This is a genomic window from Corynebacterium sp. HMSC065D07 (genome assembly GCF_001810695.1).
GTDB classification, from domain to species: Bacteria; Actinomycetota; Actinomycetes; order Mycobacteriales; family Mycobacteriaceae; genus Corynebacterium; species Corynebacterium hesseae.
Genome location: NZ_KV802428.1, coordinates 127,081 through 150,036, shown reverse-complemented (window position 1 = coordinate 150,036; position 22,956 = coordinate 127,081). Strand labels below are relative to the sequence as shown.

Genomic DNA, 22,956 nt, shown 5'->3' with positions numbered 1-22,956 from the left:
ACCGAAATGGTCTATCTAAAGAGATGGCGGAGTTCTCTCATTAACGCAACGTGATGTGAGGTCTTCCATTGTGTTGCTTGTGATGTTCCCCACGCGCAGCATGGGTTTTCGAGTGCTCGGCTCCGGAAATTTTCCTGCTGTTTATCAAGTCAATACTTTCAATAAACTTTTTGTTTACTGCCTTGGTCTAGTTTCTTCTGCATGGCAATTTCCACCCCGGCAAGCGGGCTAACGGCTGCGATCCCTGCAGTCACTGAGAAGCCGGTCGTCTCCGAGGACTTCGCGCGTCATCCACGCAAACGGAAGCTCGATTGGAAACAGATCGGTCTTGCGGCATTGCTCGTTGGCCCGAACCTTCTCCTTCTCGTTCTTTTCACTTATCGGCCGTTGGTCGATAACATTCGCATCTCTTTCTTTAACTGGAATATTTCATCGCCGACCATGACCTTTGTCGGTCTTCAGAACTACATCGACTGGTTCCAAGCACCGGATACCGGACGCGTGGTGTTCAACACTGTCGTTTTTACTTTCTTCGCGGTGGCCGGTTCGATGGTTTTGGGACTGGCTCTGGCATTGCTGCTGGACCAAAAGCTTTTTGGTCGCGCTGCGGTGCGTTCGATAGTCTTCGCTCCCTACGTCATCGCAGGTGCGGCGATTGGCGTGGCCTTCCAGTTTGTCTTTGATCCCAACTACGGCCTCATCCAATACTTCTTGGGGATCATCGGGGTCGATGTGCCGAACTTTTACCAACAACAGAACTGGGCGCTGTTCATGATTACGGTGACCTATATTTGGAAAAACGTAGGCTACGTCTTCGTTATCTATCTGGCTGCCTTGCAAGGACGGCGCCGTGATCTTGACGAAGCATCGGAGATTGACGGTACCCCGGCCGCGCGACACTTCTTCCGTGTGGTCCTGCCGCAGCTTCGCGGCACCACCTTCTTCTTGTTGATTACCGTGCTGCTCAATTCCTTCCAGGTCTTCGACATCATCAATGCGATGACCGGTGGTGGACCGTTCGGCTACGGAACTTCCACGATGGTTTTCCAGGTGTACCAGGAAACCTTCATCAACAACCGCGCCGGCTATGGCGCAGCCGTAGCCACCATCATGTTCCTCGTAGTGCTTGTCATTACGGTGCTGCAGATTAAGTTGCAGGAAAGGATGGATAAGTAAATGTCCGAAAGCAACGCAATTCCGGCTTCCGTCCAGGTAGGTCTCCCGCAAGCCAAAGGCGAACTGCCACCCGTTCCTGGCTCCCAATCCCTCGCAGCGCCGGTCATTACTGATGCCCAGCGAAAACGCAAAGGCGAGCCAATTGATCACAGTCATCCAGCGACGAAGGTCATCGGCTACATCGCCTTGGTACTGACAGTGCTGATGATTATGGTGCCGCTGTACTTTATTTTCATCACCAGCTTCAAGTCTTTCCAGGACGTGTACTCGGATCCAATTTCCTTCTGGCCTAATCCGCTCGAGGCGGAGAACTATTCCTACGTCTGGCAGACCTCTGGCTTCTCGAGCTACCTGAAAAACTCCGTCATCATCACTCTGATCCTGACGGTGGTAGAGGTAGTCCTCGGCGTTCTGACTGCCTATGCCTTCGCATTCATTCGTTTCCCCGGCCGAAACCTACTGTTCCTGCTTATCATCGCCTCGCTGATGGTTCCCAACCAGATCACCATTATTTCGAACTACTCGCTGGTTGCGTCATGGGGTTGGAGAGATACCTACGCTGGCGTCATCATCCCACTGGCGGGCGTGGCGTTCGGTGCCTTCCTCATGCGCAATCACTTCCAGTCATTGCCCCCGGAAATTCTCGAGGCCGCTCGCATGGACGGAGCAGGTTTCTTTACCACCTTGTTCCGAGTGGTCCTGCCAATGTCGTGGCCAACGCTGTCTGCGTTTGTCCTCATTACCGTGGTCAATGAATGGAACCAATACTTGTGGCCCTTCCTGATTACGGATACACCGGCTGCCGCCACGCTGCCGGTGGGCCTGACCCGCTTGCAGGATGCGGAAGGCGTTACAAACTGGGCGCCGGTGATGGCCGGCACCGTGCTGACAACTCTGCCCATGATCATTATCTTCCTCATTCTTCAGAAGCCGATGATCAAGGGCCTGACTGCGGGCGCAGTCAAGGGTTAGTCTGACCGCCTGCTATCTCAACGCCCAACTCACTCAAGTCCCCCATATTCTTCACTTTTCAAGGAGAACCTCCACCATGTCTCGTAAGACCTCTACTCGCATCGCTGCCGTTTGTGCAGCACTGCTGACCACCGTGTCTCTGACCGCCTGCGCAGGTGGCTCGACCACTGCAGGAAGCGGCTCCAAGGATGGCGGCGATGCCAACACTATTACTTTCTGGTCCAATCACCCGGGATCCTCGCGCGACTTAGAGCAAGAGCTCATTGATGAGTTTGAGAAGGAAAACCCGGATCTCAAGGTTGAGCTGGTCACCGCGGGATCCAACTATGAGGAAGTTGCGCAGCGCTTCAATGCTGCCCTCGCAGGCGGCGATCTGCCTGACGTCCTCGTTGCCTCCGACGTCACCTGGTTCAACTTCGCACTGAATGAGGCCACCACGCCGCTCGATGACCTCTGGGAGATGAACGACATTGACTCGGAGAGCTACGTCGATACCCTGCGTGAAGACTACAAGTACAAGGACAAGCACTACGGCGTGCCGTACTCCCGATCCACGAACCTGATGTACTGGAACACCGATGACCTCAAGGCAGCGGGGCTTCCTACCGATCGTGGCCCGAAGGACTGGGAAGAGTTCGACGAGTGGGCTACCAAGATCAAGGACAAGCTCAACAAGCCGGCTGTTACTGTTCCGGATGGCTCCAGCTATCTCGACTGGTACTTCCAGGGCATGATTTGGGCCTTCGGTGGTTCTTACTCTGATGAGTGGGAACCGAACTTTACCTCGAAGGAGTCCATCGAGGCAGGTAAGTTCCTGCAGGAGCAAGTCAAGGCTGGGCATATCGAAATCTCCACTGACCCGACCGTCGCATTCGGCTCCGGCAAGGCCTCCGGTCTGTTGGAGTCCACCGGTTCCTTGGGTGGCCTGAAGGAGACGGCAACGATTCCGTTCATCACCACCTACCTGCCGGGCCCTGGTCCTTCGGCAGCGACTGGCGGTGCCGGACTGGCCGTGCCGGCTGGCATTTCTGACGAGCGCAAGGCTAACGCGGTTAAGTTCATTGACTTCCTGACTAATACCGAGAACACCATCAAGTTCTCCCAGAAGACGGGTTACATGCCGGTGCGCAAGGACGCCTTGGACGATCCGGAAGAGAAGAAGTTCTTGGAGGAGAACCCGAACGCGCAGACCGCTATCGAGCAGCTCAACGAGAACACCAAGCCGCAGGACTATGCTCGCGTCTTCGTACCAGGCGGCGGCCAGCGTATCGGTGGTGTTCTCGATCGCATCACCGTAGGCAATGAGGACGTGGAGTCCGCATTCGGTGACCTGCAGAAGGAGACCCAGAGCGTTATCGACCGCGACATCACCCCGAAGCTCAAGTAACACTTCGGATAGTTTGAAAGGACACCATGGCTACAGTTGAATTCCGTCAAGCTTCCAGGATTTATGATCCGAAGAAGCCTCCGGCGGTTAGCCGCATAAACCTAGATATCAAGGACGGCGAGTTCCTAGTACTCGTCGGGCCTTCGGGCTGCGGCAAATCTACGACATTGCGCATGCTCGCTGGCCTTGAGCCAATCGACGAAGGCCAGATCTTCATCGACGGGGTTGACGTTACTGAAGCCCGCTCGCGGGATCGCGATGTAGCTATGGTGTTCCAATCCTATGCGCTGTACCCCAACATGACAGCGCGCCAGAACATGGCCTTTGCTTTGCAGAACGCCAAGGTGGATAAGGCAACCATCGAAAAGCGCGTTAATAATGCCGCCAAGATGTTGGAACTGGAAGACCTCATTGATCGCAAGCCTTCCGCGATGTCGGGCGGCCAGCGCCAGCGCGTGGCGATGGGACGCGCTATAGTTCGCCAGCCCAAGGTCTTTCTCATGGATGAGCCGCTGTCTAACTTGGATGCGAAGCTGCGTGTCTCCACACGTGCACAAATCCTGCAGCTGCAGCGCGAGCTCAATACCACCACGGTCTACGTCACCCACGACCAGACTGAAGCGATGACCATGGGGGACCGCGTGTGCGTTCTCAAACAAGGCATCATTCAGCAGGTCGACGCGCCGAACACGTTGTATGAGAATCCGGGTAACTCGTTCGTGGCGACGTTTATCGGTTCGCCGGCTATGACTCTCATCGACAACGTCCCCTTCGTCGACGGTCGCGTTGTCGGCGGCAAGGACCATGCTTTGGACTACTACATGCCGCCGGAGCAGGCCGCGAAGGTGGCATCGGATCGCGTCATCGTCGGCGTGCGCCCAGAGAACTGGGAAATCGTTGGCGTGAACCAACCCGGTGAGCAATATGGTCTACCAGTTCGGGTCGACATTGTGGAGCACCTTGGCTCCGAGTTGTACGTCTACGGCGGCCGGGAGGAATCGGCGGACGACGTCATCGCAGTCCGCGGTGACCGGATCACTGTGAAGGTGCCGCGCGGCATTGCCGTGCACCAGGGAGACACGATTTACCTGCGCCCGATTAAGGGAGGTTGCGTGTTCTTCGCCCCAGACACCGAAATCAATTACGACTATCTCTAAGCTGCTTCCGCCACGACTGACGTGCCGGTGGCGGGGCTCCCACGAGGGGTGCCGCCACCGGCATGGTGCTATGGAGTGACGACCGGACGGGAAGCCCTCTCCAACAGCACTGCAATCGAGTCATAGGTCTTGCCCGCAATCATCTCTAGACCCATCTCGCAGGTGCGGTTATCGGAGACGTACGCGTCGAAGTGTTCGGCGTCGAGAGAAGCGCGCTCCTCGCGGGTAGCGGACTCAACAAGCTCCGGGTGAAGCATGACGCGGTCGCCGGCGGAGCCACAGCACATCGCGCCCTCAGGGATCTGGGCGTCACCGCAGAGGTTGGCCAAGTCAAGGAGGTCCTGGCTAATCCCCATGTGGTCTGTCGAGCACGTCGGGTGGACGGCGATGCTGCCCATGCTCTTCACGATTGGCAGGTGTGGTGCAATTTCATCACGCAGCCACTCCACGACATCGAGGATCTTTAAGTCCTCCCAGAGCTCGCGGTCAGCGGGGGAGAGCACCTCGGGAACCGAATCGAGTAACCCGTGGGTGCAGCTGGCAGCATCGACCACGATGGGCAGGCGGCCGTGTTCCGACCAGTGCCAGAGGTCGCGAACGATCTTTTGAGCTTGATATTCAAATCCCTCTTTGTAGCCCTTGGAGGACCATGGGGTGCCGCAGCAATCGCCCGCGACATCTTCGGGGATCCACACTGGCTGGCCAGCCCGGCGACCAAGCTCCACGATGGCGCGCGGCAGGTCTACGGAATCCTTGGCTGCCCCTGCTGGGTGGCCGAAGATGCGGTTAATACAGGCTGGGAAGTAGAGTGCGCCTGCGGCCTCGCGCGGCGTTTCCGGCAGGCGCGATGCGGCCTTCGGAAGTGGGCCCGGGACGGTGGGCAGCAAGTCGGGAGCTACCACGTTGCGAGCCATGTTGGCGCCCAGCTCGAGGGGCTTGTGGGGGATCTTGTTGGCGGAGATGATGCCAGCGCGGGCAAGCTTTTCCACCAGTTCCCAGCGCTGTGCCGTCGTTAGTGCCACCTTCTCGCGGGCCGGGGTGGCCTGTTGCGCGCGCAGCTGCTTCATGACCGCACCGGTATCGATGCTGATCGGGCAGGGGATAGAGCACGTACCGTCGGCCGCGCACATGTCGACGGCGTCGTACTGGTACTCCTTCTGCAGCTGAGCCAGAACCTCCGAGCCTTCTTTCTGCCGGGCCATTTCTCGGCGCAAGACGATGCGCTGGCGCGGGGTTACCGTGGCGTGCCGGGAGGGGCAGACAGGCTCGCAGAAGCCGCACTCCACGCAGGGGTTGATTTCATTTTCGACCTTGGGGAAGGACTTGAAGTTGCGCAGGTGGATAGTCTGGTCACGCGTAAGCTTCACGTTCGGCGCGAGGATGCCCTTGGGGTCGATCATGTTCTTGACCTCCCAGAACAACTCAAAGGCCTCCGTGCCCCACTCGTGCTCAAGGAAGGGAGCCATGTTCACGCCGGTGCCGTGCTCGGCCTTCATCGAGCCCTGGTACTTATCAATGACCAGCTCGGCGAGGTCATCCAAGAACGCGGCATAGGACTCGCGCTCTTCCTCGACATCAAAACGCGGGGTGAAGAAGAAGTGTAGGTTGCCAAAGGCTGCGTGGCCCATGACAGATTCCGGGTAGCCATACTTGGCCTGCAGATCGAGCAGATCCGCCGCTGCCTCGCCGACCTGGGAGGGCGGGAAACATACGTCCTCGGTGATATAGGCCGTGCCATTCGGGCGATCCGCACCCAACAGGCCGTACAGGCCATTGCGTAGCTCCCAGGCGCCGCGCATTCCTTCTGCGGTGGTGAGGAATTCGAGGGGGCGCAGTAGTGGGGCGTCGGCAAGCACGGTGCGCAGGCGATCCATGGCCTTGTTCAGGTCTGCCTCGTCGCTGCCGCCGACCTCCACGAGGAGTGCTGCGGCGTCATCGTCGAGGTTGCGCCAGGACTCCGGGGCGTGGGAGTAGTGCTCGGCCGAGCGACGCATGACCGGGGCGACGAGAAGTTCGCAGGCTTCCGCGCCGGTTTCCATGATGGGGTGCACGTAATTGGCTGCGTCGCGGAGATTGGGCAGCTCGACCCACGTCGTGGCCTTCACGCGGGGTAGCTTCACCGTGCGGATGATGGATTCCGTGATCGCGCCGAAAATGCCCTCGGAGCCGATGAGCAGGCGCTTGAGGATGTGCACGGGCTCGTCTTCGTCAAGGAAGGCATCGATGCGCAGGCCGTTGGTGTTGCGGATGGAGAACTTGGTGCGCAGGAACTCTACCATTTCGGTGTTGGCGCGTAACTTATCGCGGAAGGCCAGCAGCTCGGCGTGGAGCTTCGGCTCCTGCTTGCGGAAGGCCTCATCGCCGCGCGAGGTATCGACGATGGTGCCGGATGGCAGGACGAAGATGAGCTCTTCGATGCTGTGGTAGCTGTCGCGTTCCAAGGAGCAACGCATGCCGCCGGAGTTATCCGCCAGCACGCCACCGATAGTGCATACGGACGTGGAACCCGGGTCAGGCCCCAGCATGAAGCCGTGGCGGGAGAGTACTGCTTGGGCATCGCCCAAAATGACGCCGGGGTGCGACCACAACGTGCGGCCTTCCTCGCGCACTTCCATGCCACCGAAGTGGGTCTTGACATCGACGAGGATGTCGTCGCCCATAGCTTGGCCGTTGAGCGAGGTTCCTGCAGCGCGGAAGGTCATGTGGCGATCGTGGCTATCGCAATACTTCATCAAGGCAGACAGGTCCGCCGCGTTGCGTGGAGAGACCACGATGTTGGGGATGGAGCGGTAGGGGCCGGCATCGGAGGAGAAGCGCACGAGGTCGCTGAGACGTCCATGCACGTTTTCTGCGCCGACGATGGCTTCCATGTCCGCGAGGAGTTCGGCGGGGGAGCCGTTCTTGAAGCGTGCGGGGACGGCGTCGGCCTGGCTTGTGGTGCCGGCTGGACGTGAGAAACGAGAGGAATCGGGGCTTAGTAGCTTGGACATGTTTCTAATCTATCGCTTGATAGTAAATATGGGTCAAACCGGGTACGTGAGGTTCATCATATGAGATACTCAATTCATCTAGTGAGACACCTTCTGGAAAGGAAACACCGTGACGAACCCACGCACAGAGGGGGAGACCGGCGAGAAATTCGCCGTGTATATCTTCCCCATCGTCATCATTGCCTGCGCTTTTGTTGCTTTCATGAGCCCCAACACCTTTGAACCGATAGGGCAGTACACCTCGCAATTGCTGATGGTCATCATGTTCTCGATGGGTCTGACCTTGACCATTCCGGACCTGGCGCTCGTGGCGAAGCGTCCGTTGCCCATCTTCTTGGGTGTTATCTGCCAATTTGCCATCATGCCGACCAGCGCCGTACTCGTGGCAAAACTGCTGGGGCTTTCCGACGCCGCCACCGTCGGCCTCATCCTCCTCGGCTCTGTCCCCGGCGGTACCGCATCCAACGTCATGGCTTACCTAGCCAAGGGTGATGTGGCACTGTCAGTGGCGATGACCTCGGTATCGACCCTCGTCTCACCGATTATGACGCCTTTGCTCATGCTGTGGCTGGCGGGGGAGACCGCTGAGGTCGACGGCGCCGGCATGATGTGGTCGCTGGTTCAGACAGTGCTCATTCCTGTAGGACTCGGGCTTCTCTTGCGCGTTATCGCCAGCAAGGCAGTGGACAAGGTCCTGCCGGCGTTTCCGTGGGTAGCTATTGCCGGCATCGGAGGCGTGGTCATGGCTGTGGTTTCACAATCGCAGGACAAGCTCGTCACCGTTGGCCTGGTCGTCTTCGCAGGTGTGGCCATTCAGAACCTCATCGGCTTCCTTTTTGGCTATTACTCGGCGAAGCTTGCCCGTCAACGCGAGGCGGCGGCGCGTACTACGGCAATCGAAGTGGCAACGCAGAACTCCGGATTGGCTTCGGCCTTGGCGCTGCAGTTCTTTACCCCGGAGGCGGCGCTGCCGGGTGTCGTGGCCGCGGTGTGGGCCAATGTCACCGGAGCGATTTTCGCCGCCATCGTGCGCCGCAAGCCCATTGTGAACGAACTCCAGACCGAGCGAGCAACTGTTGCTGCGTAGTTAGCAGGCGCCTCTGTCACAAAGCAGCATCTCATGGGCGGCTAGCAACTACTGTGCTAGCCGCCCTTTCCATTTGTCCAGACCTGAAAGTGCAGGAACGCTGGTCGTCGCCAAGCACTGCCCGGATGCTTAGCGACGGCCACCTGCAGGTATGCACTTTCTAGTCTGCGCTTTTGGAAGCAGCGGCAGAGTGCTCCCACGATTGGATCCCCCAATCGGTGTCTTTCGGGACGGCGCTGCCGGGGCCAAGCCGCCGACGGAACCGAAACCAAAATCTCCCCGACCTTTGGTGTGAAACACCAGAAGAAGTCGGGGAGAAGTATGTGTCTTAAGACCGGCTAAACCTGCGAGAGGTCATGGTCCTTCAGCTCCTGCATCATGATGATTGCGATGAGAGAGATGAAGCAGACGATGATGAGATAGTATCCAACAAAATTCACGTTATAGGAGCTGACCAGCCACGTTGCGATGAAAGGTGCTACTGCAGCACCGAGGATGGATGAGACGTTGTACGCGATGCCGGAACCGGTGTAGCGCACGTTGGTGGGGAAGAGCTCTGGAAGGACAGCGGACATAGGGCCGAAGATGAGTCCCATGATGAACATGCCGACGACGAGGAATCCGAGGACCGAGTTTCGGTCAGCGTTGTCGATGCCGAGGAAGAAGGGGAAGCTAAAGCCGAAGGCAATCATGATGAGTGAGGTTACGGTCAAGATTGGCTTGCGCCCGTACTTATCCGAAAGCATCGAAGATACGGGGATGCCGATCATGAACATGAAGATGGAGATTAGCTGAATCTCGAGGAATTCCAGGTAAGGGATTCCCAGGCCCAGCTCCTTGGTCTTATCACCAATGCCGTAGGAGAGAATCCAGGTGGTGACCAGGTAGAACAACGTGTAGCAGGCGACCATGACGAAGGTGCCGATGATCATTGGCTTCCAGGCGATGCGGAATGCTTCAGCCATAGGTGTTTTGACCTTCTTGCCTTCGTCAACGGCCTGCCGGAAGACAGGAGTTTCTTCCAAGCGCAGGCGGACATAGAGGCCGATGAGAACCATGACCGCAGACGCGAGGAAGGGGAGGCGCCAGCCCCATTCCATGAAGGTGCCGGTGGTGTCACCGCGTGAGTAATCCATGGTGGCAACCAAGGTTAGGAAAAAGCCGTTAGCTAAGAAGAAGCCGAAAGGTGCGCCAAATTGTGGCCACATGGCAGCAGAAGCGCGCTTACCTTCCTCAGCGGTTTCGGAGGCCAACAGTGCTGCGCCGGACCATTCGCCACCCAAGCCTAAGCCTTGGCAGAAACGCATCAGAGCCAGCAAGGCCGGGGCGATGATACCTGCGGTCTGGTACGTGGGCAGGATACCGATGATGAAGGTGGCGATGCCCATTGTCAGGAGCGCACCGACGAGCGTGGCTTTGCGGCCGACGCGATCGCCGAAGTGTCCGAAGAGCAATGACCCCAGCGGCCTCGCGATGAAGGCCAAGCCGAAGGTGGCGAAGGACTGGAGCAGGGCGACGGTGGGATCCTCGGTCTTCGGGAAAAAGAGAAAAGGAAAGACGGCTACGGCTGCCGTGGCATAAATATAGAAGTCGTAGAACTCGATGGTCGTGCCAATGGTCGAAGCCACGGCAATACGAACACGATCACGTTTGGTGAGTTGCTGTGTTGTGCCCGCTGGCTTTGGCAGCGTGGTGTTGACGGCGGTCATGTGAGAGGCGCCCTCCTTGAAAATTTCAATAGCTTGATTGGTTATGGAGGAAACACTACCGTCTCACCGGGTGAAATGAAAGTCTCATTGAGTGAAAAAGTTAAAGCGAGTGACTAGCGGTTGAAAGCTGGGGAGCGGAAGCGTGGTTAGAATGACATAATGTACATTATCGGACAATAAGATATTGAATGGGCGGAGTGAGATCTTTCAACGTGCACTGTTCGGGTCTACGCCCATGCCTTGACTGTGCGGCGACAACTCGCCTGCGGGTTACCAGGGCGCCACCCTGGGCAATATTAAGCACACTTGGCGGCCGTCTGGCGACTGGTGTTGGTTTCCGAGTTGCTGGTCGTCTCCGTGCTGCTGGTTCCACGCGATGAAGCTTTTAACGGCCGGGTGGTCGCTTTGCGCACCGCGCTTTGATGTGAGGTCGTGACCGTTTGTGCGCGGGGGCGCCGCTATTGGCGGCCGCTCACCTTGATCTGTGCCTCCCTGGTGGCAGTTGGCCGGACCTCTTCTATTGCCCATATATAGTCACTGTTACGTAATTGGGCTGTGTTTCCGTGCCTGCGGCGAGTGCCAGTTTTAGCGCTGACGGTAGGCGATCACCAGCTGCACCGCTGTGAGAGTTACGAGCACCACCGAAAAGGCAGCAAGGAGCTTCATCTCCTGCAACCAAATAAAGATGCCGAACCCTGCAAGCACGATGAGCCGGATCCACAGGACTGGAATGAGATGGCGAGAGTTCATAAGCAACCGTGGCTATTTCTTCTCAAAGGTGACGCGGACGTTGATCTCGCCGGTTTCGGAGATTCGCGCGGCGATCATCTCGGGAGTTTCAATGCCAAAATCGAGGCGGTTGATCGGGATATCGCCGCCTAAGATAATGGTGTCACCATCGCGGACCACCTGGAAGTCCTGGGTCACGCTCTTGGTCTGTCCATGGATGGTGAGATCGCCGCTAAGCGGGACGGTGGCCAGTGAGCCGTCGTCAGGCACGGCGGAAACGTCAGCGGGTTCGGTCAACGTAAAGGTGGATTCTGGGTACTTTGTGACCTCAAAGAGCTTCGTCTTCATGTTCTGATCGCGCACCTTTTTGTCCGTGGTTAAGGAAGTCATGTCCACGGCGATGCGCGCTTCTTCAACGATGCCGTCCTGAATGGTCGCCTGGCCGGTGACATGCTTGGTTGAGCCGGATGTTGTGCGCTTATCCGCTGGGAGGATTTCGTCGATAGTAAAACCTGCCGAGGTGTGGTTAAATGCCGATCCTTGCGCCACGTGCCATTCGCCATCGACGTCTGTGGTAGCGGCCTGGACCTTATCCGCGTTGATGGGCTCGGTGTGGACGCCCCGGCCCATAATCAGAGAGAACGCCAGCGGCCCTAGCGCCAGCGCTGTGGAGGCCACGATCAGGATCACGAAGATGCTGACAATCAGTTTGCGGTTGCCTAGTAAAGATTTCATGTGCTATCTCAATTCCTCAAGCTTGCGGGCCAGTGTGACCAGTTCGGCACACAGTTCTTCCATTTCTTCCGCGCTGGCGCTTTCCGACGCCGCTGTAGCAACATCCTCAGCGCAACACCGCAGCTCAAAAAGGCCGTCGCGGAGGCGATCAGCCTTCTCTGGAGTTAGGATGACGGCATCCGCAGGAATGGGCGTTCCAACCACGTTGTGGCGCTGCTCGTAGGCTCGCTGCTTGCAGGATGGCGAGCAGAACTTGCGTGGCCTACCCCGGCCGCCCTGCGCGATTTCCTTGCCACACCACTGGCAGGTTGCCGGGCTGCGCCTTGGCGGCGTGTCGGGCTGCGGATCCTGTGTACCAATCACCTCAATCACCTTAGCCCATTAACCCGAGGGTGGGAACAAAGGCAAGGGGCCATTCGTTATAATGATAGATCTTTGGGTGATATAGGTCGACCCTGATCCCTTTCCTACCTCAACACTTGAAAAGGATGATGTTGCATGGCAGATCGCGTACTCCGTGGCAGCCGCATGGGCGCAGTGAGCTACGAAACCGACCGCGACCACGACTTGGCCCCGCGCCAGATGGTGAAGTACCGCACCGAAGACGGCGACATCTACGAGGTGCCCTTCGCTGACGATGCGGAGATTCCCGAGGAGTGGATGTGCAAGAACGGTAAGCTCGGCACTCTGGTTGAGGGCGAAGGCGTAGAGTCCAAGCCCGTGAAGCCGCCGCGGACCCACTGGGACATGCTGCGTGAGCGTCGCTCCATTGAGGAGCTGGATGAACTCTTGACGGAGCGCATTGAGAATCTGCGTTCGCGACGTCGCGCGGCGGCACGCCTCCTCAAGGAGCAGAAGGCGCAGGAAGAAGGAGAGGCCTAGCAGCCTTTGCGCGCCGCATAGAATTCTCAAGGGTAGTGAATCCACGAAGAAGTGGATACCACTACCCTATTTTTCGTTTTGGGGCCGGCTTGCCCGCAGCGCCTTATGCGGCGCTGCCATCGGGTGAATCGGAATTGAGTTCGGGCCATTGTAGCGCCAACTCAGCGAGATAGACTGCGAGGGCCGGACCGAGCACAACGAGAAAGAACAGGTAGCCTCCCCACTGCGCAGGGAAAAAGAGTGGGTACAGTACCAGCAGTGCCCAAGGGCACACTGCTAAAAGCGTACGCGGAAGGTGCGCTACCGCCTTCATCATGGCCGTTGTGCACCGTTGACTAAACCTCAACCCTGGCGCATCGAGGTGGAAGAACCACACACTAATGCAGCTTATGACAATGAGGCCTGAGACCAGCGCAGCGCGAAGCACTACGCCCATCGTCCCGAGCTCAGCCTTTGCGATAATGGCGAATTCATAGGCGGCCAAGGCGCCTACGGCGAGGTAAATGAGCCACCATGTAGTGTTTACCCCGGGACGCGTCAAAAGGCCCCGAACGAAGGCCGAGCCGCGGCGGGAACCTTCTTCGCGAACCATCTGACCAGTCACCGCGTGAGCGGTGCGTAGGGACATTCCCCCAGTGAATACGGGAAAGCACGTGATAACCAGGAGAACGTTAACGATGACGAGGTCAGCGAAGAGGCTCAGAGCAGCATAGAACTTCGATTCGGGGCCCAGCATGCGGTTCATGGTTTTCTAACCTACCGCACTGCGGATTAGCCCTTGACAGCGCCGGCAGCAACACCTTCGATGATGTGCTTCTGCGTGGAGAAGTAGAAGATGACGATAGGAATAATGGCCAGAACCAGCATCGCCATCATGGCGCCCATATCGCGGTTACCGTTGGAGCCAACGAAGGACTGGATGACTACCGGGATGGTCTTGTAGCGGGTGGAAAGGCCGATGACCAGGTACGGCAGCAGGTAGTCGTTCCATACCCACATGGCATTGAGAATGGCCACGGTAATGGCAGTCGGCTTAAGCATAGGCCACACCACGCGGAAGTAGTTCTGGAGCGGGCCGCAGCCGTCGATCATCGCGGCTTCCTCGACGTCCAAGGGGATGGACTTCACGAATCCGGCAAACATGAACACCGATAGACCGGAACCGAAACCGAGGTAGAGCACCACGATGCCGATCGGGTTGTTGAGGTGAAGCATGTCTGCAATCTTGACCGTCGGGAACATGACCATCTGGAAGGGGATAATCATGGACACCACGAAGAGGTAGTACAGAAGGTTCGTCCACCAGGTCTTAACGCGCGTGATGTAGTAGGCGGTCATCGCGGAGAAAAACACGATGACAATCACGGAGAGAATCGTAATGACGAAGGACCACAAGGTCGCTTCAAGGAAGCCCTGCTTGGTCAAGCCCACCATGAAGTTCTCGAAACCGACCCAGGTTTCACCGATGGGTAGGGAGAAAGGATCGGATGAGATAGCGAACTTGGACTTAAAGGAGTTGATGAAGATGAAGAGAATCGGGCCAAGGAACACGATGGTAAAGAACACCAGGATGGCGTAGACAATGAACTTGGCGCCGCCGGACATCCTGGTCTGGTTGTCCGTGGGAAGCTGGTGTTCCTTCTTCTTCGGGGCCGGTGCGGCCTGCGCTGAAGTACTGGTAGTCATGACTTAAGCCTCGATTTCCTTGGAGCGGGTCGCGCGCAACTGGAAGTACGCGATGACGACCACGACGACGACGAAGATGACGGCCTTGGCCTGCCCCACGCCCTCGACGTTCATACGGTTGAACAGCGTATTGACGATGTTAAGGGCGACCATCTCAGTTTGTCCGCCAGGTGCACCGTTGGTCAGTGCAAGGTTTTGGTCGAAGAGTTTGAAGGAATTCGACAAGGTCAGGAAGAGACAAATGGTGATTGACGGCATGACCATCGGAATGGTGACGTGGCGCAGCATTTCCCACTTGTTGACACCATCGAGCTCAGCGGCCTCGAGAAGCTCCGGCGGGACGTTTTGTAGACCGGCGATGTAGATAATCATCATGTAGCCGATCAGCTGCCAGTTCAGCAGCATGATGAGGCCGGCGTAACCGAATTTCCAGTCCGCGCTAATAGTCGTGGAATAGTGCGAAAGCACGGCGTTGATCATGGTCTGCCAGGTATAGCCCAGGACGATGCCGCCGATGAGGTTCGGCATGAAAAAGACCGTGCGGAAGAAATTTGTTCCGCGAAGCTTGCGGGTCAGCATCCACGCCAAGAGGAAGGCGAAGACGTTGACGGTGATCACGGAGACGATGACCACGAGGACGGTGAAACCGAAGGCTGAGATGAATCCTTCGCGTTGGGAGAAAGCTTTGACGTAGTTGTCGATGCCAACCCACTTGGCGTTAGTGATGGTGGTGAATTTCGTAAAGGAGAGGAAGAAACCCACGATAAACGGCACCAAGAAGGCAATCATGAATGCCAGAAGGGTGGGCAAGACAAAGACTGGGAAGTATTTCTTCAGCGTTGCTTGCATGGTGGTGAAACCTTAAATTCAGGTGGTGCCACGCGTTTCCCAAAGGATGGCGGCGAGGAGAGGGGGGCTGAGGGGCGTGGAACAAACTGACGAGTACGTGCCATGCCTCTCACCTACTCCCCTCCCCGCCCTCCGTTTGGGAAGGCGGATGGCGAGGGGATGGGACTAAAGGTTTAGCCCCAGTTGGATTCCTTTTCAGCAGCCCAGTTGTCCTTGAACTGCTTGACGACGTCATCCCACTTCAGGGTGCCGGAGGCATACTGAGACAGGGCTTGGCCGAAGTCATCCTTGAACTGCTGTGACGGGAAGTACTGGAAGTTCCACGGGTAGGTGGTGAGGTCTTCGTTGTCGATAGCTTCCGCGACCTGCTTTGCCAGCGGGTCATTCGGAGTGTCTTCTGCGGAGTAGTTCTTGAACGGGGCAATGAAGCCAAGGTCCTTAACCACGTGCTCCTTGCCGGCATCGGAGGTGAAGAGCCAGTCCACGAAGTCCTTGGTAGCCTTCTGGTCTGCCTCGGAAGCCTCCGAGTTCACACCCAAGTAGTTTTCGGTACCGACGTTGATGCCGTGCTTCTCCTCATCCGGCAGGCCCATGTACATCGGCAGGAACTTGATCTTGTCTTCCTTGACTACGTTGCCGGAGGTCTCGGAAATCTGGGACCATGCCCAGTTACCGTTTTGGACCATGGCGGCCTTGCCCTGAGCGAACTCAGCCATGGAGTCAGAGACCGTCTTAGACGGGGCAAGAGACTTCTCGACGGTGGAGTTGTCCAGGTAGAGATCGAAGAGGTTCTTGTACTCCTTGTTATAGGAGAAGTCGATTTCGTTGGTGTCCTCGACGCCCTTGTCTTGGTACTCCTGCCAAATCGGAGCGTTGGCCAGGTGTGTCTGCCAGCGCCAGTCCTCGCCGGAGGTCAGTGAGGTGGAGGCAAAGGCGCCCTCAATGCCGAGCTCGTCCTTCTTCGCCTGCATGTCCTCGGCGACTTCCTTGAGCTTCTGGTAGCTCTTGATCTCATCGGTGGACTTGATCTTTGCCCCGGAGGTGGCGATGTACTTGTCGAAGATCTCGTCGTTGTAGATGATGCCGAAGCCCTCGACAGCGAACGGGACGCCGCGTACCTCTCCATCTTCAGTGGTCAGTGGCGGGATGTCATCGGTGAGCTGCTTAGCTACCTCGGTATCCGACATGTCTGCCATGTAGTCTTGCCAGGTGATGAAACCAGCCGGGCCGTTGACCTGGAAGAGGGTCGGTGCTTCATCTTTGCCGATCTCAGCCTTGAGGGTCTGCTCATAGGAGCCGGAGGCTGCGGTGACGACCTTGACCTTGACGCCGGTCTCTTCGGTGTAAGCCTTTGCGATCTCCTGGTAAGCGGCATCCTGTTCTGGCTTGAAGTTCAGGAAGTAGACATCGCCTTCGTCGTCAGTAGAGCCTGAGCAGGCGACGAGACTTGCGGCGGCCAGCATGGAAGCCATGCTGATGGATGCGATGCGAGTAAGACGCTTCATGTGGTCCTCATCTTTCTTGATGAAAAGCGGGATGTTGAGCCGTAGATAGACAACCGGCTCGTATGCGGTTATGTCTGGGCGATCCTCCATGACAAAGGCTCTTGCCCAGTGCTACCAGTTGGTCCATAGCTGGTCACTATCCGACTATGAACTGGTTAGCCTGTCTCCTACCTTAGTGAGGTATTCCACACGATCAAAAGAAATCGGGCCTAAAACGCCCGATTGTGACTATATCCATATTCGGGCATGAGATCGCTCCCCATTTAAGGGGCAATCGGGCCTAAAACATACAAAACGATATAAGAAACGGCTGAGAGCGGCTCGATAGACTTGAGCTATTGAGCGGTGTTGGGGCACACGGGCGGTTATGACAAGTCGTCATTCGGTGCCGGCGTCTGAAGCAGCCGAGCCTCGTCGCGGCGGGCGGGCAATACGGAAGAGAGATAGGACGCCGTGGCTTCCGGGAGGGTTACGGCTTCTCCCCTCTCTTGGGCGAGGAACCAGCGGTGGTCAACGATCTCGTGGAAGATCTGTGCCGGTTCCAGCTTGTGGAGCATCTCGACGGGAACCGCAGCAATGGTCGGTTCATACTCGTGTGTCATCCACAAGTGCGCCGCCTGGGTCAGCCCAACATGAGGGCCGCACTCGATGGCCTGATAGGCCTGGATAGAGCCCAATAGGCGTTGCGCTTGGTGCTCCTCGACGCTCAGCCCTGTCAAGCTCAACAACTCCGAACGATAGTGGCCGGGATCGACTACCACAGGGCGAATGCGCACGACCTGTTTCGACTCGTCCTTGGTGACCTTGAGCTCCCCCACGTCGAAACCCAGCTGGTTAAGGCGGTCGATCCTCTCGGAAACGCGCCAGTACTCGCTGGCATCTACGGATTCTTCGGCGGTCAGCTCTGTCCACAATTCAAGGTAGGAACTCTCGACCAAGCTTCCGAGGGCGATAACATCGATATCTTGATCTAGGCATTCACCTGCCTGCAAGTCCATGAGCTCACCGATGATGTTGACGCGGGCGATGTCGACGTCGTAAAGCCTGCGTGACTCGGAGAGATTGGGCTGGAACTCCCCTGTTTCGGCGTCGACAAGATAGGCCGAATAAGTCTCGGCATCACGCCGGAAAAGGGTATTCGACAGCGATACATCACCCCAGTAGAAATTCAGCAAGTGCATCCGCACCAAAAGCACCGACAAGGCACGGATGAGCTTCTCCGCTTCGACGACTGTCAGGTGCCGCGAGAAGATCTCGCGGTACGGAAGAGAAAACTCTAGGTGTTCAGTCACCAGAGCTGCGGTGAGCTCTCCGTAGCTTTCTACAGCCGGCTGGCGTCCCGTGATGACTGCAACGGGACGCACGCTGGGAGCGCCGAGGCGCTGCAGCTCACGCAGCATCTTGTACTCGTGGTGAGCGGTACGCGCACCAATCTCCTTGACTGCGACGATGCCGCGATTGATCCCCACGAAACGCACGATATGCCGGGAAATGCCCCTGGGCAGTGCGGCGATGAGATCATCGGGCCACTGTTCCAGGGGCGTATCCCAAGGCAACGCCAGCAATGCCGACGCGTACGTCGAAGAGGTGATGCTCATGGACTCTTTCATGTCGAGTCACTCCACCTTCTTTGCTGATTTTGGCCTAGAGCTTTGCCACAGCCGTGCTGACGTTCGCGACATGTTCCGCGGGTCAGCCGGCATATGGGCTTAAGGGAGGCGCTTGCCAGTCGACGCCGAGAAGTTGTGCTGGCCGCCTTCCACGATGCGTGCGTGGAAAATGCTGCCCGGGGCAGGCGCAGTGTTCGGAGCTGCACGAACGACGATCTGGCCCGACTCGGGAACGTCTTCGCTCGAGGAGCCGAGATCACCTTCGCCCACCAATTTTCCGTAGAGGAAGGAGTCGGAACCAAGCTCTTCCACGAAGTCAAGCTTGATCGGGATGGAGAGATCGGTGGACTCGCCCTCGGGGATGATTTCGAGGGCCTCTGGGCGGAAGCCGATGGTGATGCGACCGTTATCCTCCGGCGTCATCGCAGCGACAGTTTCCGGGGAAAGCTTGATACGAGCATGGCCGGAGGTTGCGTTACCGTCCTTGACAGAGAAGGTGCCCAGGTTCATTGCCGGGGAGCCGATAAAGCCGGCGACGAAGACGTTGGCGGGGCGGTCGTAGAGCTCGCGGGGTGCGCCAACCTGCTGAAGGTAACCGTCCTTCAGTACAGCGATGCGGTCACCCATGGTCAAGGCCTCAGTCTGGTCGTGGGTGACGTAGACGGTGGTAACCCCAAGCTTGCGCTGCAGGGCTGCGATCTGGGTACGGGTCTGCACGCGCAGCTTGGCATCGAGGTTGGACAGCGGCTCATCCATGAGGAAGACCTGCGGGTTACGCACGATTGCGCGGCCCATGGCAACACGCTGACGCTGACCGCCGGACAGGGCCTTCGGCTTGCGCTCAAGGAATTCGGTAAGACCCAGGGTGGCGGCGGCTTCGTCGACACGCTTGTTAATTTCGTCCTGGGACTTGCCGGCGATTTTCAGGGCGAAGCCCATGTTCTCGCGCACGGTCATGTGCGGGTAGAGAGCATAGTTCTGGAAGACCATGGCGATATCTCGGTCACGCGGGGCAACGTGGGTGACGTCTTTGTCGCCGATGTAGATGGCACCGTCGGTGACGTTTTCCAAGCCGGCCAGCATGCGCAGCGTCGTGGACTTACCGCAGCCGGAGGGGCCGACGAGGACGAGGAATTCGCCATCGGCGATTTCCAGGTTGAACTTCTTGACGGTGGGTTCCTTAGCGCCTGGGTAGGTCAGGGACGCATCTTTGAACGTTACGGTTGCCATAGCATACTCTCCTCCATCGGCAGGTACGTGCCGAACGATCCGTAGTGTGAGAATGAAGTGAAGCAAGTCACTGTGCACCAGATAAAGTGCCACCTACGACATTAGCACTGGTGGTGGTTATTACCGCAAAAGCCCGAAAACCATGACAGGTTTTCGGGCTTGTTTGCCTTATGCGAGGCTCGAAAGGTCAGCGTGCCTTTCCTTGGAGAGACTGGATTTTAACGGCTGAGCATTCCTTTAACCAGGCTGGATACCTCGGACACAAAGTCAGACACGGCATTCTTAGCCGTGGCGGCCTTGGAACCAAGCTCCATATCCTTCACTGTGCGGGAAGTGATCTTGGATACTTCCGAGGTGAAGTCGCTGACCTGCTCGGAGCGGTGAGCGACTCCCCACTTGGTCACCTCGAGCAGGGAATCCTTGACGAAGGAGCCGTCCAGCTTGGATTCGCCCAGCTCGCGCTCGGTGAAGGTAATCGGAACCTCGCGGACATCGAAGCCATCCTTGATGGCGCGGAAGGCAACATCTACCTGGAAGATGTAGCCGGCGTTGGATAGTTCCTCAAAGTCGAGGTGCTCTAGCAGTTCGCGACGGAAGGCGCGGTATCCAGCGGTCATGTCGTTGATGCCAGCGCCCAGCGCCACCGAAATGTACTTGTTGCCCAATCGGGACAGTAGCTCGCGGTTGGCCGGCCAGTTCACAGTCTCTCCACCCGGCACATAGCGAGAACCGATCACCAAGTCAGCACCCTTGTCGATCTCCTCGAGCAAGAGATGCAGCTGCTCCGGGGCGTGGGAGCCGTCCGCGTCCATCTCGCAGAGCACCTGGTAGTCCTTCTCCAGGCCCCACTCGAAGCCGGCGATGTAGGCGCCGAGGAGGCCGCCCTTGCCCTCGCGGTGAAGGACGTGCAGGTGAGAATCCTCGGCGGCCAGCTTGTCCGCGGCCTCTCCGGTGCCGTCCGGGGAGTTATCGTCCACGATCAGGATGTGAACCTCCGGGGTGGCCTTGCGCACGCGGCCGGTAATCAGCGGCAGGTTCTCAATCTCGTTGTAGGTGGGGATGATGACCAGAGTAGATTCGCGGGTCGAGCTCACTAGTTCCTTGCTCCTTTTGGTTTCTGCTTTAAGGCGCGCTGCGCCGTCCGGACAAGCGGGTGGAATAGATCGCGTACAGCGCGCAGACCGTTCCAATAATAGTCATGAGCCACTGCAGGAGCGAACCATAACGCACCGCAAATGTACGCCCCTCTCGGAGCGGAAGCTCTTCTTCGAGATAAGCCGGTTCAAAGATGCCGCTGTCCTGGCTCACGGAACCATCTGGGTGCACGATGGCCGAGACCCCTGACGTGGCCGCCACAACGACGGCGCGATCTGCTTCCATGGCGCGCAGACGGCTCATGGCCAACTGCTGGTAGGTCATATCGGAATCACTGAACGTGGCGTTATTTGTTGGCGTCGTGAGAATCTGCGCCCCGTTGTTAATCGCGGTTCGAAAGGCCTGGTCAAAGCTCACCTCGTAGCAGGTGGCAACGCCGACCGCAGTTCCGGCCATGGTCACCATTCCTGGCCCGTCACCGGGTTTCATGTCGCCTGCGAGATCCACCAAATCGGTAATCCGCGCAAAGAAGTCACGCATCGGCATCGTTTCGCCAAAAGGCTGCAGGTACTTCTTGTAGTGATGCTCCCCCACCGATCCATCCGGGTTGAATACCTGCATGGTGTTGCGCGCACCGACCTCATCGCGCGTTAACGTGCCGACGAGGATGGGGGCGTCGATGTCGTGGGCGGCGGCGTCGATAAGCGCCCGTGCGTCGTCGTTGGCAAAAGGATTGATATCGGAGGAGTTCTCCGGCCAGATGACGATGTCAGGCCGTGCACCATCCTTGGCTGCCTGTTCGGTGACGCGGACGTGGTTATCCAGCACCGCGCGGCGCTGCGCGGCGAAGTCGAGGCCAAGCCGCGGAACGTTTCCCTGGACAGCGGCTACCGTCACAGTACCCGTGGTATGGCTAGGGCGATTCACGCCCTGCGCAGCTACAAGTCCGGCAAGCAACGGCACCGCTAAGAGGGCACAGGCCAACCGTGGCGCGCGCGCAAGCCCCACCAGACCCGCGCCCATGCAGACGACCGCACAAGTAATGAGCGCGGGACCACCCCACGGGGCGAGGTTGGCCAACGGTCCTTCGATCTGACCCCATGCCAGGCGCACCCAGGCAAAGCCTCCAAAAGGTACGGAGGAGCGCAGCATTTCCACCGCCACGTAGAAAAAGGGAAAGAGCGCGAACCCATAGCGCAAGCGCAGCAGTGCTGCCCCACCGACGCCGAGGAGGATGCTGTACAGCGAGAGGAAGATAGCGAGCGCAATATAAGGCATGTTGCCCACGAGCTCACCAATCCACGGCAGCGTGAAGAGGTACAAGACAGCGCTATGGACTATGGCGATGAGTACTGCCCATCCTAGATGCAGGGGCTTTCTCCACGGCGCCAGCGCTGCCACCAGCATGGCCATCCCAATGATCCCCGCGGCCCACCAGCCGCGTGGTTCCACCGAAAGATACGTGACCGCGCCCGACAGAGCGGCAAGAACAAGCCGCGCGAATATGGGGAGCACTACTTGCTTCCGTCCTCGAAGTCCTCGGGCTTAACGTGTTGAGTCCACGAGCGGATTTCTTCTTCATCCAAGACTTCGTGCGATTGGCCTGACTGATCCATCCCGCTGCCGGCTGTATTGCCACCAACAGTGCCGAAGGAACCATAGGAATCGCGGTGCTGCGACATGGGCGAGGCCTCGTACACGCGCACGCCCATGTCCTCAATCTTTTTGAACATCGATGCGGCAAGGAGCGTGCGGATTATGGAGCGCGTGGGCGCAAAGATGAGCAGAGCGCCAAAAACAGTGGAGACGAACCCAGGCAGCGAAAGCAGGATGCCGCCCACCATGGTCAGACCAACATTGCCGGCCGTTTTGCCTGGGGTGGGATCCTCCATCACATAGACGCCGTCTTCGGTCTGCCGGATGCGGCTGGCCATCATGCGGCGCACTTCCCAGCTGGCAATCGTCATCCCGAACAGCATGGTTAACGCCAAAGCAAGCAGCGCCCACAGCACACCGATCCACTCGGCGACTGCCCAAAACGCCAGGGTTTCGAGGAGGATGTACGCGATGAACAGAAGAAACGGCATGCAGCCCACCATACTTGCTGGACCTGCCGGTTCGCTGGCGACCCTCCCGTAACGATTAAACTTGCGCACC

At 58.0% G+C, this 22,956-nt stretch carries 20 protein-coding genes; 6 read left to right on the top strand and 14 right to left on the bottom strand.

Features of this window, described 5'->3' with window-relative positions:
* The first annotated feature begins 201 nt into the window (after positions 1 to 201).
* From HMPREF2760_RS02920 to HMPREF2760_RS02905, 4 genes are all read left to right on the top strand, one after another.
* Positions 202 to 1,176 (top strand): carbohydrate ABC transporter permease, encoded by a 975-nt coding sequence (locus HMPREF2760_RS02920; RefSeq protein WP_070520440.1) that lies wholly within the window; start codon positions 202 to 204, stop codon positions 1,174 to 1,176.
* Positions 1,177 to 2,148: a carbohydrate ABC transporter permease gene (locus HMPREF2760_RS02915; protein ID WP_070520443.1), complete on the top strand. Its 972-nt coding sequence runs from the start codon at positions 1,177 to 1,179 to the stop codon at positions 2,146 to 2,148.
* 76 nt (positions 2,149 to 2,224) lie between these two features.
* Positions 2,225 to 3,535 (top strand): ABC transporter substrate-binding protein, encoded by a 1,311-nt coding sequence (locus HMPREF2760_RS02910; protein ID WP_070596586.1) that lies wholly within the window; start codon positions 2,225 to 2,227, stop codon positions 3,533 to 3,535.
* Between the two features lie 26 nt (positions 3,536 to 3,561).
* Positions 3,562 to 4,692, top strand: coding sequence for an ABC transporter ATP-binding protein (locus HMPREF2760_RS02905; RefSeq protein WP_070596585.1), 1,131 nt, complete (start codon positions 3,562 to 3,564; stop codon positions 4,690 to 4,692).
* A gap of 68 nt (positions 4,693 to 4,760) precedes the next feature.
* Here HMPREF2760_RS02905 and HMPREF2760_RS02900 read toward each other — a convergent pair whose 3' ends face one another.
* On the bottom strand, positions 4,761 to 7,682 hold the full coding sequence (locus HMPREF2760_RS02900; protein WP_070596584.1) for an FAD-binding and (Fe-S)-binding domain-containing protein: 2,922 nt from the start codon (positions 7,680 to 7,682) through the stop codon (positions 4,761 to 4,763).
* A 109-nt stretch (positions 7,683 to 7,791) separates the two neighbouring features.
* On the opposite strand from HMPREF2760_RS02900, the gene HMPREF2760_RS02895 reads away from it, so the two are divergent.
* A complete protein-coding gene (locus HMPREF2760_RS02895) occupies positions 7,792 to 8,769 on the top strand; it encodes a bile acid:sodium symporter family protein (RefSeq protein WP_070520455.1) in 978 nt (325 codons plus the stop codon).
* Between the two features lie 338 nt (positions 8,770 to 9,107).
* Here the strand turns inward: HMPREF2760_RS02895 and HMPREF2760_RS02890 are convergent, their stop codons facing one another.
* The 4 genes from HMPREF2760_RS02890 to HMPREF2760_RS12480 all read right to left on the bottom strand — a co-directional run bounded on the left by HMPREF2760_RS02890 (position 9,108) and on the right by HMPREF2760_RS12480 (position 12,305).
* A complete protein-coding gene (locus tag HMPREF2760_RS02890) occupies positions 9,108 to 10,478 on the bottom strand; it encodes an MFS transporter (RefSeq protein WP_070596583.1) in 1,371 nt (456 codons plus the stop codon).
* 585 nt (positions 10,479 to 11,063) lie between these two features.
* Positions 11,064 to 11,228 (bottom strand): hypothetical protein, encoded by a 165-nt coding sequence (locus tag HMPREF2760_RS12835; RefSeq protein ID WP_167595735.1) that lies wholly within the window; start codon positions 11,226 to 11,228, stop codon positions 11,064 to 11,066.
* 12 nt (positions 11,229 to 11,240) lie between these two features.
* The gene (locus tag HMPREF2760_RS02885) at positions 11,241 to 11,942 is read right to left on the bottom strand and encodes a YceI family protein (protein ID WP_070520462.1); all 702 of its coding nucleotides are present in this window, start codon (positions 11,940 to 11,942) and stop codon (positions 11,241 to 11,243) included.
* A 3-nt stretch (positions 11,943 to 11,945) separates the two neighbouring features.
* Positions 11,946 to 12,305 (bottom strand): hypothetical protein, encoded by a 360-nt coding sequence (locus tag HMPREF2760_RS12480; RefSeq protein ID WP_083304474.1) that lies wholly within the window; start codon positions 12,303 to 12,305, stop codon positions 11,946 to 11,948.
* A 135-nt stretch (positions 12,306 to 12,440) separates the two neighbouring features.
* On the opposite strand from HMPREF2760_RS12480, the gene HMPREF2760_RS02880 reads away from it, so the two are divergent.
* A complete protein-coding gene (locus HMPREF2760_RS02880) occupies positions 12,441 to 12,824 on the top strand; it encodes an RNA polymerase-binding protein RbpA (RefSeq protein WP_010186588.1) in 384 nt (127 codons plus the stop codon).
* Positions 12,825 to 12,927: 103 nt separating this feature from the next.
* Here the strand turns inward: HMPREF2760_RS02880 and musI are convergent, their stop codons facing one another.
* The 9 genes from musI to HMPREF2760_RS02835 all read right to left on the bottom strand — a co-directional run bounded on the left by musI (position 12,928) and on the right by HMPREF2760_RS02835 (position 22,886).
* The gene (musI, locus tag HMPREF2760_RS02875; RefSeq protein WP_070520465.1) at positions 12,928 to 13,569 is read right to left on the bottom strand and encodes an ABC transport system MusEFGK2I component MusI; all 642 of its coding nucleotides are present in this window, start codon (positions 13,567 to 13,569) and stop codon (positions 12,928 to 12,930) included.
* A gap of 26 nt (positions 13,570 to 13,595) precedes the next feature.
* On the bottom strand, positions 13,596 to 14,510 hold the full coding sequence (locus HMPREF2760_RS02870; protein ID WP_070520468.1) for a carbohydrate ABC transporter permease: 915 nt from the start codon (positions 14,508 to 14,510) through the stop codon (positions 13,596 to 13,598).
* Positions 14,511 to 14,513: 3 nt separating this feature from the next.
* Complete coding sequence (locus HMPREF2760_RS02865; RefSeq protein WP_070520471.1) at positions 14,514 to 15,359, bottom strand: carbohydrate ABC transporter permease; 846 nt, start codon at positions 15,357 to 15,359, stop codon at positions 14,514 to 14,516.
* Positions 15,360 to 15,532: 173 nt separating this feature from the next.
* Positions 15,533 to 16,864 (bottom strand): ABC transporter substrate-binding protein, encoded by a 1,332-nt coding sequence (locus HMPREF2760_RS02860; protein ID WP_070520595.1) that lies wholly within the window; start codon positions 16,862 to 16,864, stop codon positions 15,533 to 15,535.
* A 365-nt stretch (positions 16,865 to 17,229) separates the two neighbouring features.
* Positions 17,230 to 18,474, bottom strand: a complete 1,245-nt coding sequence (locus tag HMPREF2760_RS02855; RefSeq protein ID WP_070520475.1) for a DUF4032 domain-containing protein — start codon at positions 18,472 to 18,474, stop codon at positions 17,230 to 17,232.
* A gap of 99 nt (positions 18,475 to 18,573) precedes the next feature.
* Positions 18,574 to 19,704: an ABC transporter ATP-binding protein gene (locus HMPREF2760_RS02850; RefSeq protein WP_070520478.1), complete on the bottom strand. Its 1,131-nt coding sequence runs from the start codon at positions 19,702 to 19,704 to the stop codon at positions 18,574 to 18,576.
* A 218-nt stretch (positions 19,705 to 19,922) separates the two neighbouring features.
* Positions 19,923 to 20,798: a polyprenol monophosphomannose synthase gene (locus tag HMPREF2760_RS02845; RefSeq protein ID WP_070520481.1), complete on the bottom strand. Its 876-nt coding sequence runs from the start codon at positions 20,796 to 20,798 to the stop codon at positions 19,923 to 19,925.
* Positions 20,799 to 20,826: 28 nt separating this feature from the next.
* A complete protein-coding gene (lnt, locus tag HMPREF2760_RS02840; protein ID WP_070520484.1) occupies positions 20,827 to 22,314 on the bottom strand; it encodes an apolipoprotein N-acyltransferase in 1,488 nt (495 codons plus the stop codon).
* Entirely contained in the window at positions 22,314 to 22,886 is a 573-nt protein-coding gene (locus HMPREF2760_RS02835) for an FxsA family protein (protein ID WP_070565285.1), read from the bottom strand. Before HMPREF2760_RS02835 ends, lnt begins: the two co-directional genes overlap by 1 nt.
* Positions 22,887 to 22,956: the final 70 nt, after the last annotated feature.

Excerpts from the sequence above, each read along its gene's own strand:
- HMPREF2760_RS02920 (WP_070520440.1), top strand. The coding sequence starts at position 202 with ATGGCAATTTCCACCCCGGCAAGCGGGCTAACGGCTGCGATCCCTGCA.
- HMPREF2760_RS02915 (WP_070520443.1), top strand. The coding sequence starts at position 1,177 with ATGTCCGAAAGCAACGCAATTCCGGCTTCCGTCCAGGTAGGTCTCCCG.
- HMPREF2760_RS02910 (WP_070596586.1), top strand. The coding sequence starts at position 2,225 with ATGTCTCGTAAGACCTCTACTCGCATCGCTGCCGTTTGTGCAGCACTG.
- HMPREF2760_RS02905 (WP_070596585.1), top strand. The coding sequence starts at position 3,562 with ATGGCTACAGTTGAATTCCGTCAAGCTTCCAGGATTTATGATCCGAAG.
- HMPREF2760_RS02900 (WP_070596584.1), bottom strand. The coding sequence starts at position 7,682 with ATGTCCAAGCTACTAAGCCCCGATTCCTCTCGTTTCTCACGTCCAGCC.
- HMPREF2760_RS02890 (WP_070596583.1), bottom strand. The coding sequence starts at position 10,478 with ATGACCGCCGTCAACACCACGCTGCCAAAGCCAGCGGGCACAACACAG.
- HMPREF2760_RS12835 (WP_167595735.1), bottom strand. The coding sequence starts at position 11,228 with ATGAACTCTCGCCATCTCATTCCAGTCCTGTGGATCCGGCTCATCGTG.
- HMPREF2760_RS02885 (WP_070520462.1), bottom strand. The coding sequence starts at position 11,942 with ATGAAATCTTTACTAGGCAACCGCAAACTGATTGTCAGCATCTTCGTG.
- HMPREF2760_RS02880 (WP_010186588.1), top strand. The coding sequence starts at position 12,441 with ATGGCAGATCGCGTACTCCGTGGCAGCCGCATGGGCGCAGTGAGCTAC.
- musI (WP_070520465.1), bottom strand. The coding sequence starts at position 13,569 with ATGAACCGCATGCTGGGCCCCGAATCGAAGTTCTATGCTGCTCTGAGC.
- HMPREF2760_RS02870 (WP_070520468.1), bottom strand. The coding sequence starts at position 14,510 with ATGACTACCAGTACTTCAGCGCAGGCCGCACCGGCCCCGAAGAAGAAG.
- HMPREF2760_RS02865 (WP_070520471.1), bottom strand. The coding sequence starts at position 15,359 with ATGCAAGCAACGCTGAAGAAATACTTCCCAGTCTTTGTCTTGCCCACC.
- HMPREF2760_RS02860 (WP_070520595.1), bottom strand. The coding sequence starts at position 16,864 with ATGAAGCGTCTTACTCGCATCGCATCCATCAGCATGGCTTCCATGCTG.
- HMPREF2760_RS02855 (WP_070520475.1), bottom strand. The coding sequence starts at position 18,474 with ATGAAAGAGTCCATGAGCATCACCTCTTCGACGTACGCGTCGGCATTG.
- HMPREF2760_RS02850 (WP_070520478.1), bottom strand. The coding sequence starts at position 19,704 with ATGGCAACCGTAACGTTCAAAGATGCGTCCCTGACCTACCCAGGCGCT.
- HMPREF2760_RS02835 (WP_070565285.1), bottom strand. The coding sequence starts at position 22,886 with ATGCCGTTTCTTCTGTTCATCGCGTACATCCTCCTCGAAACCCTGGCG.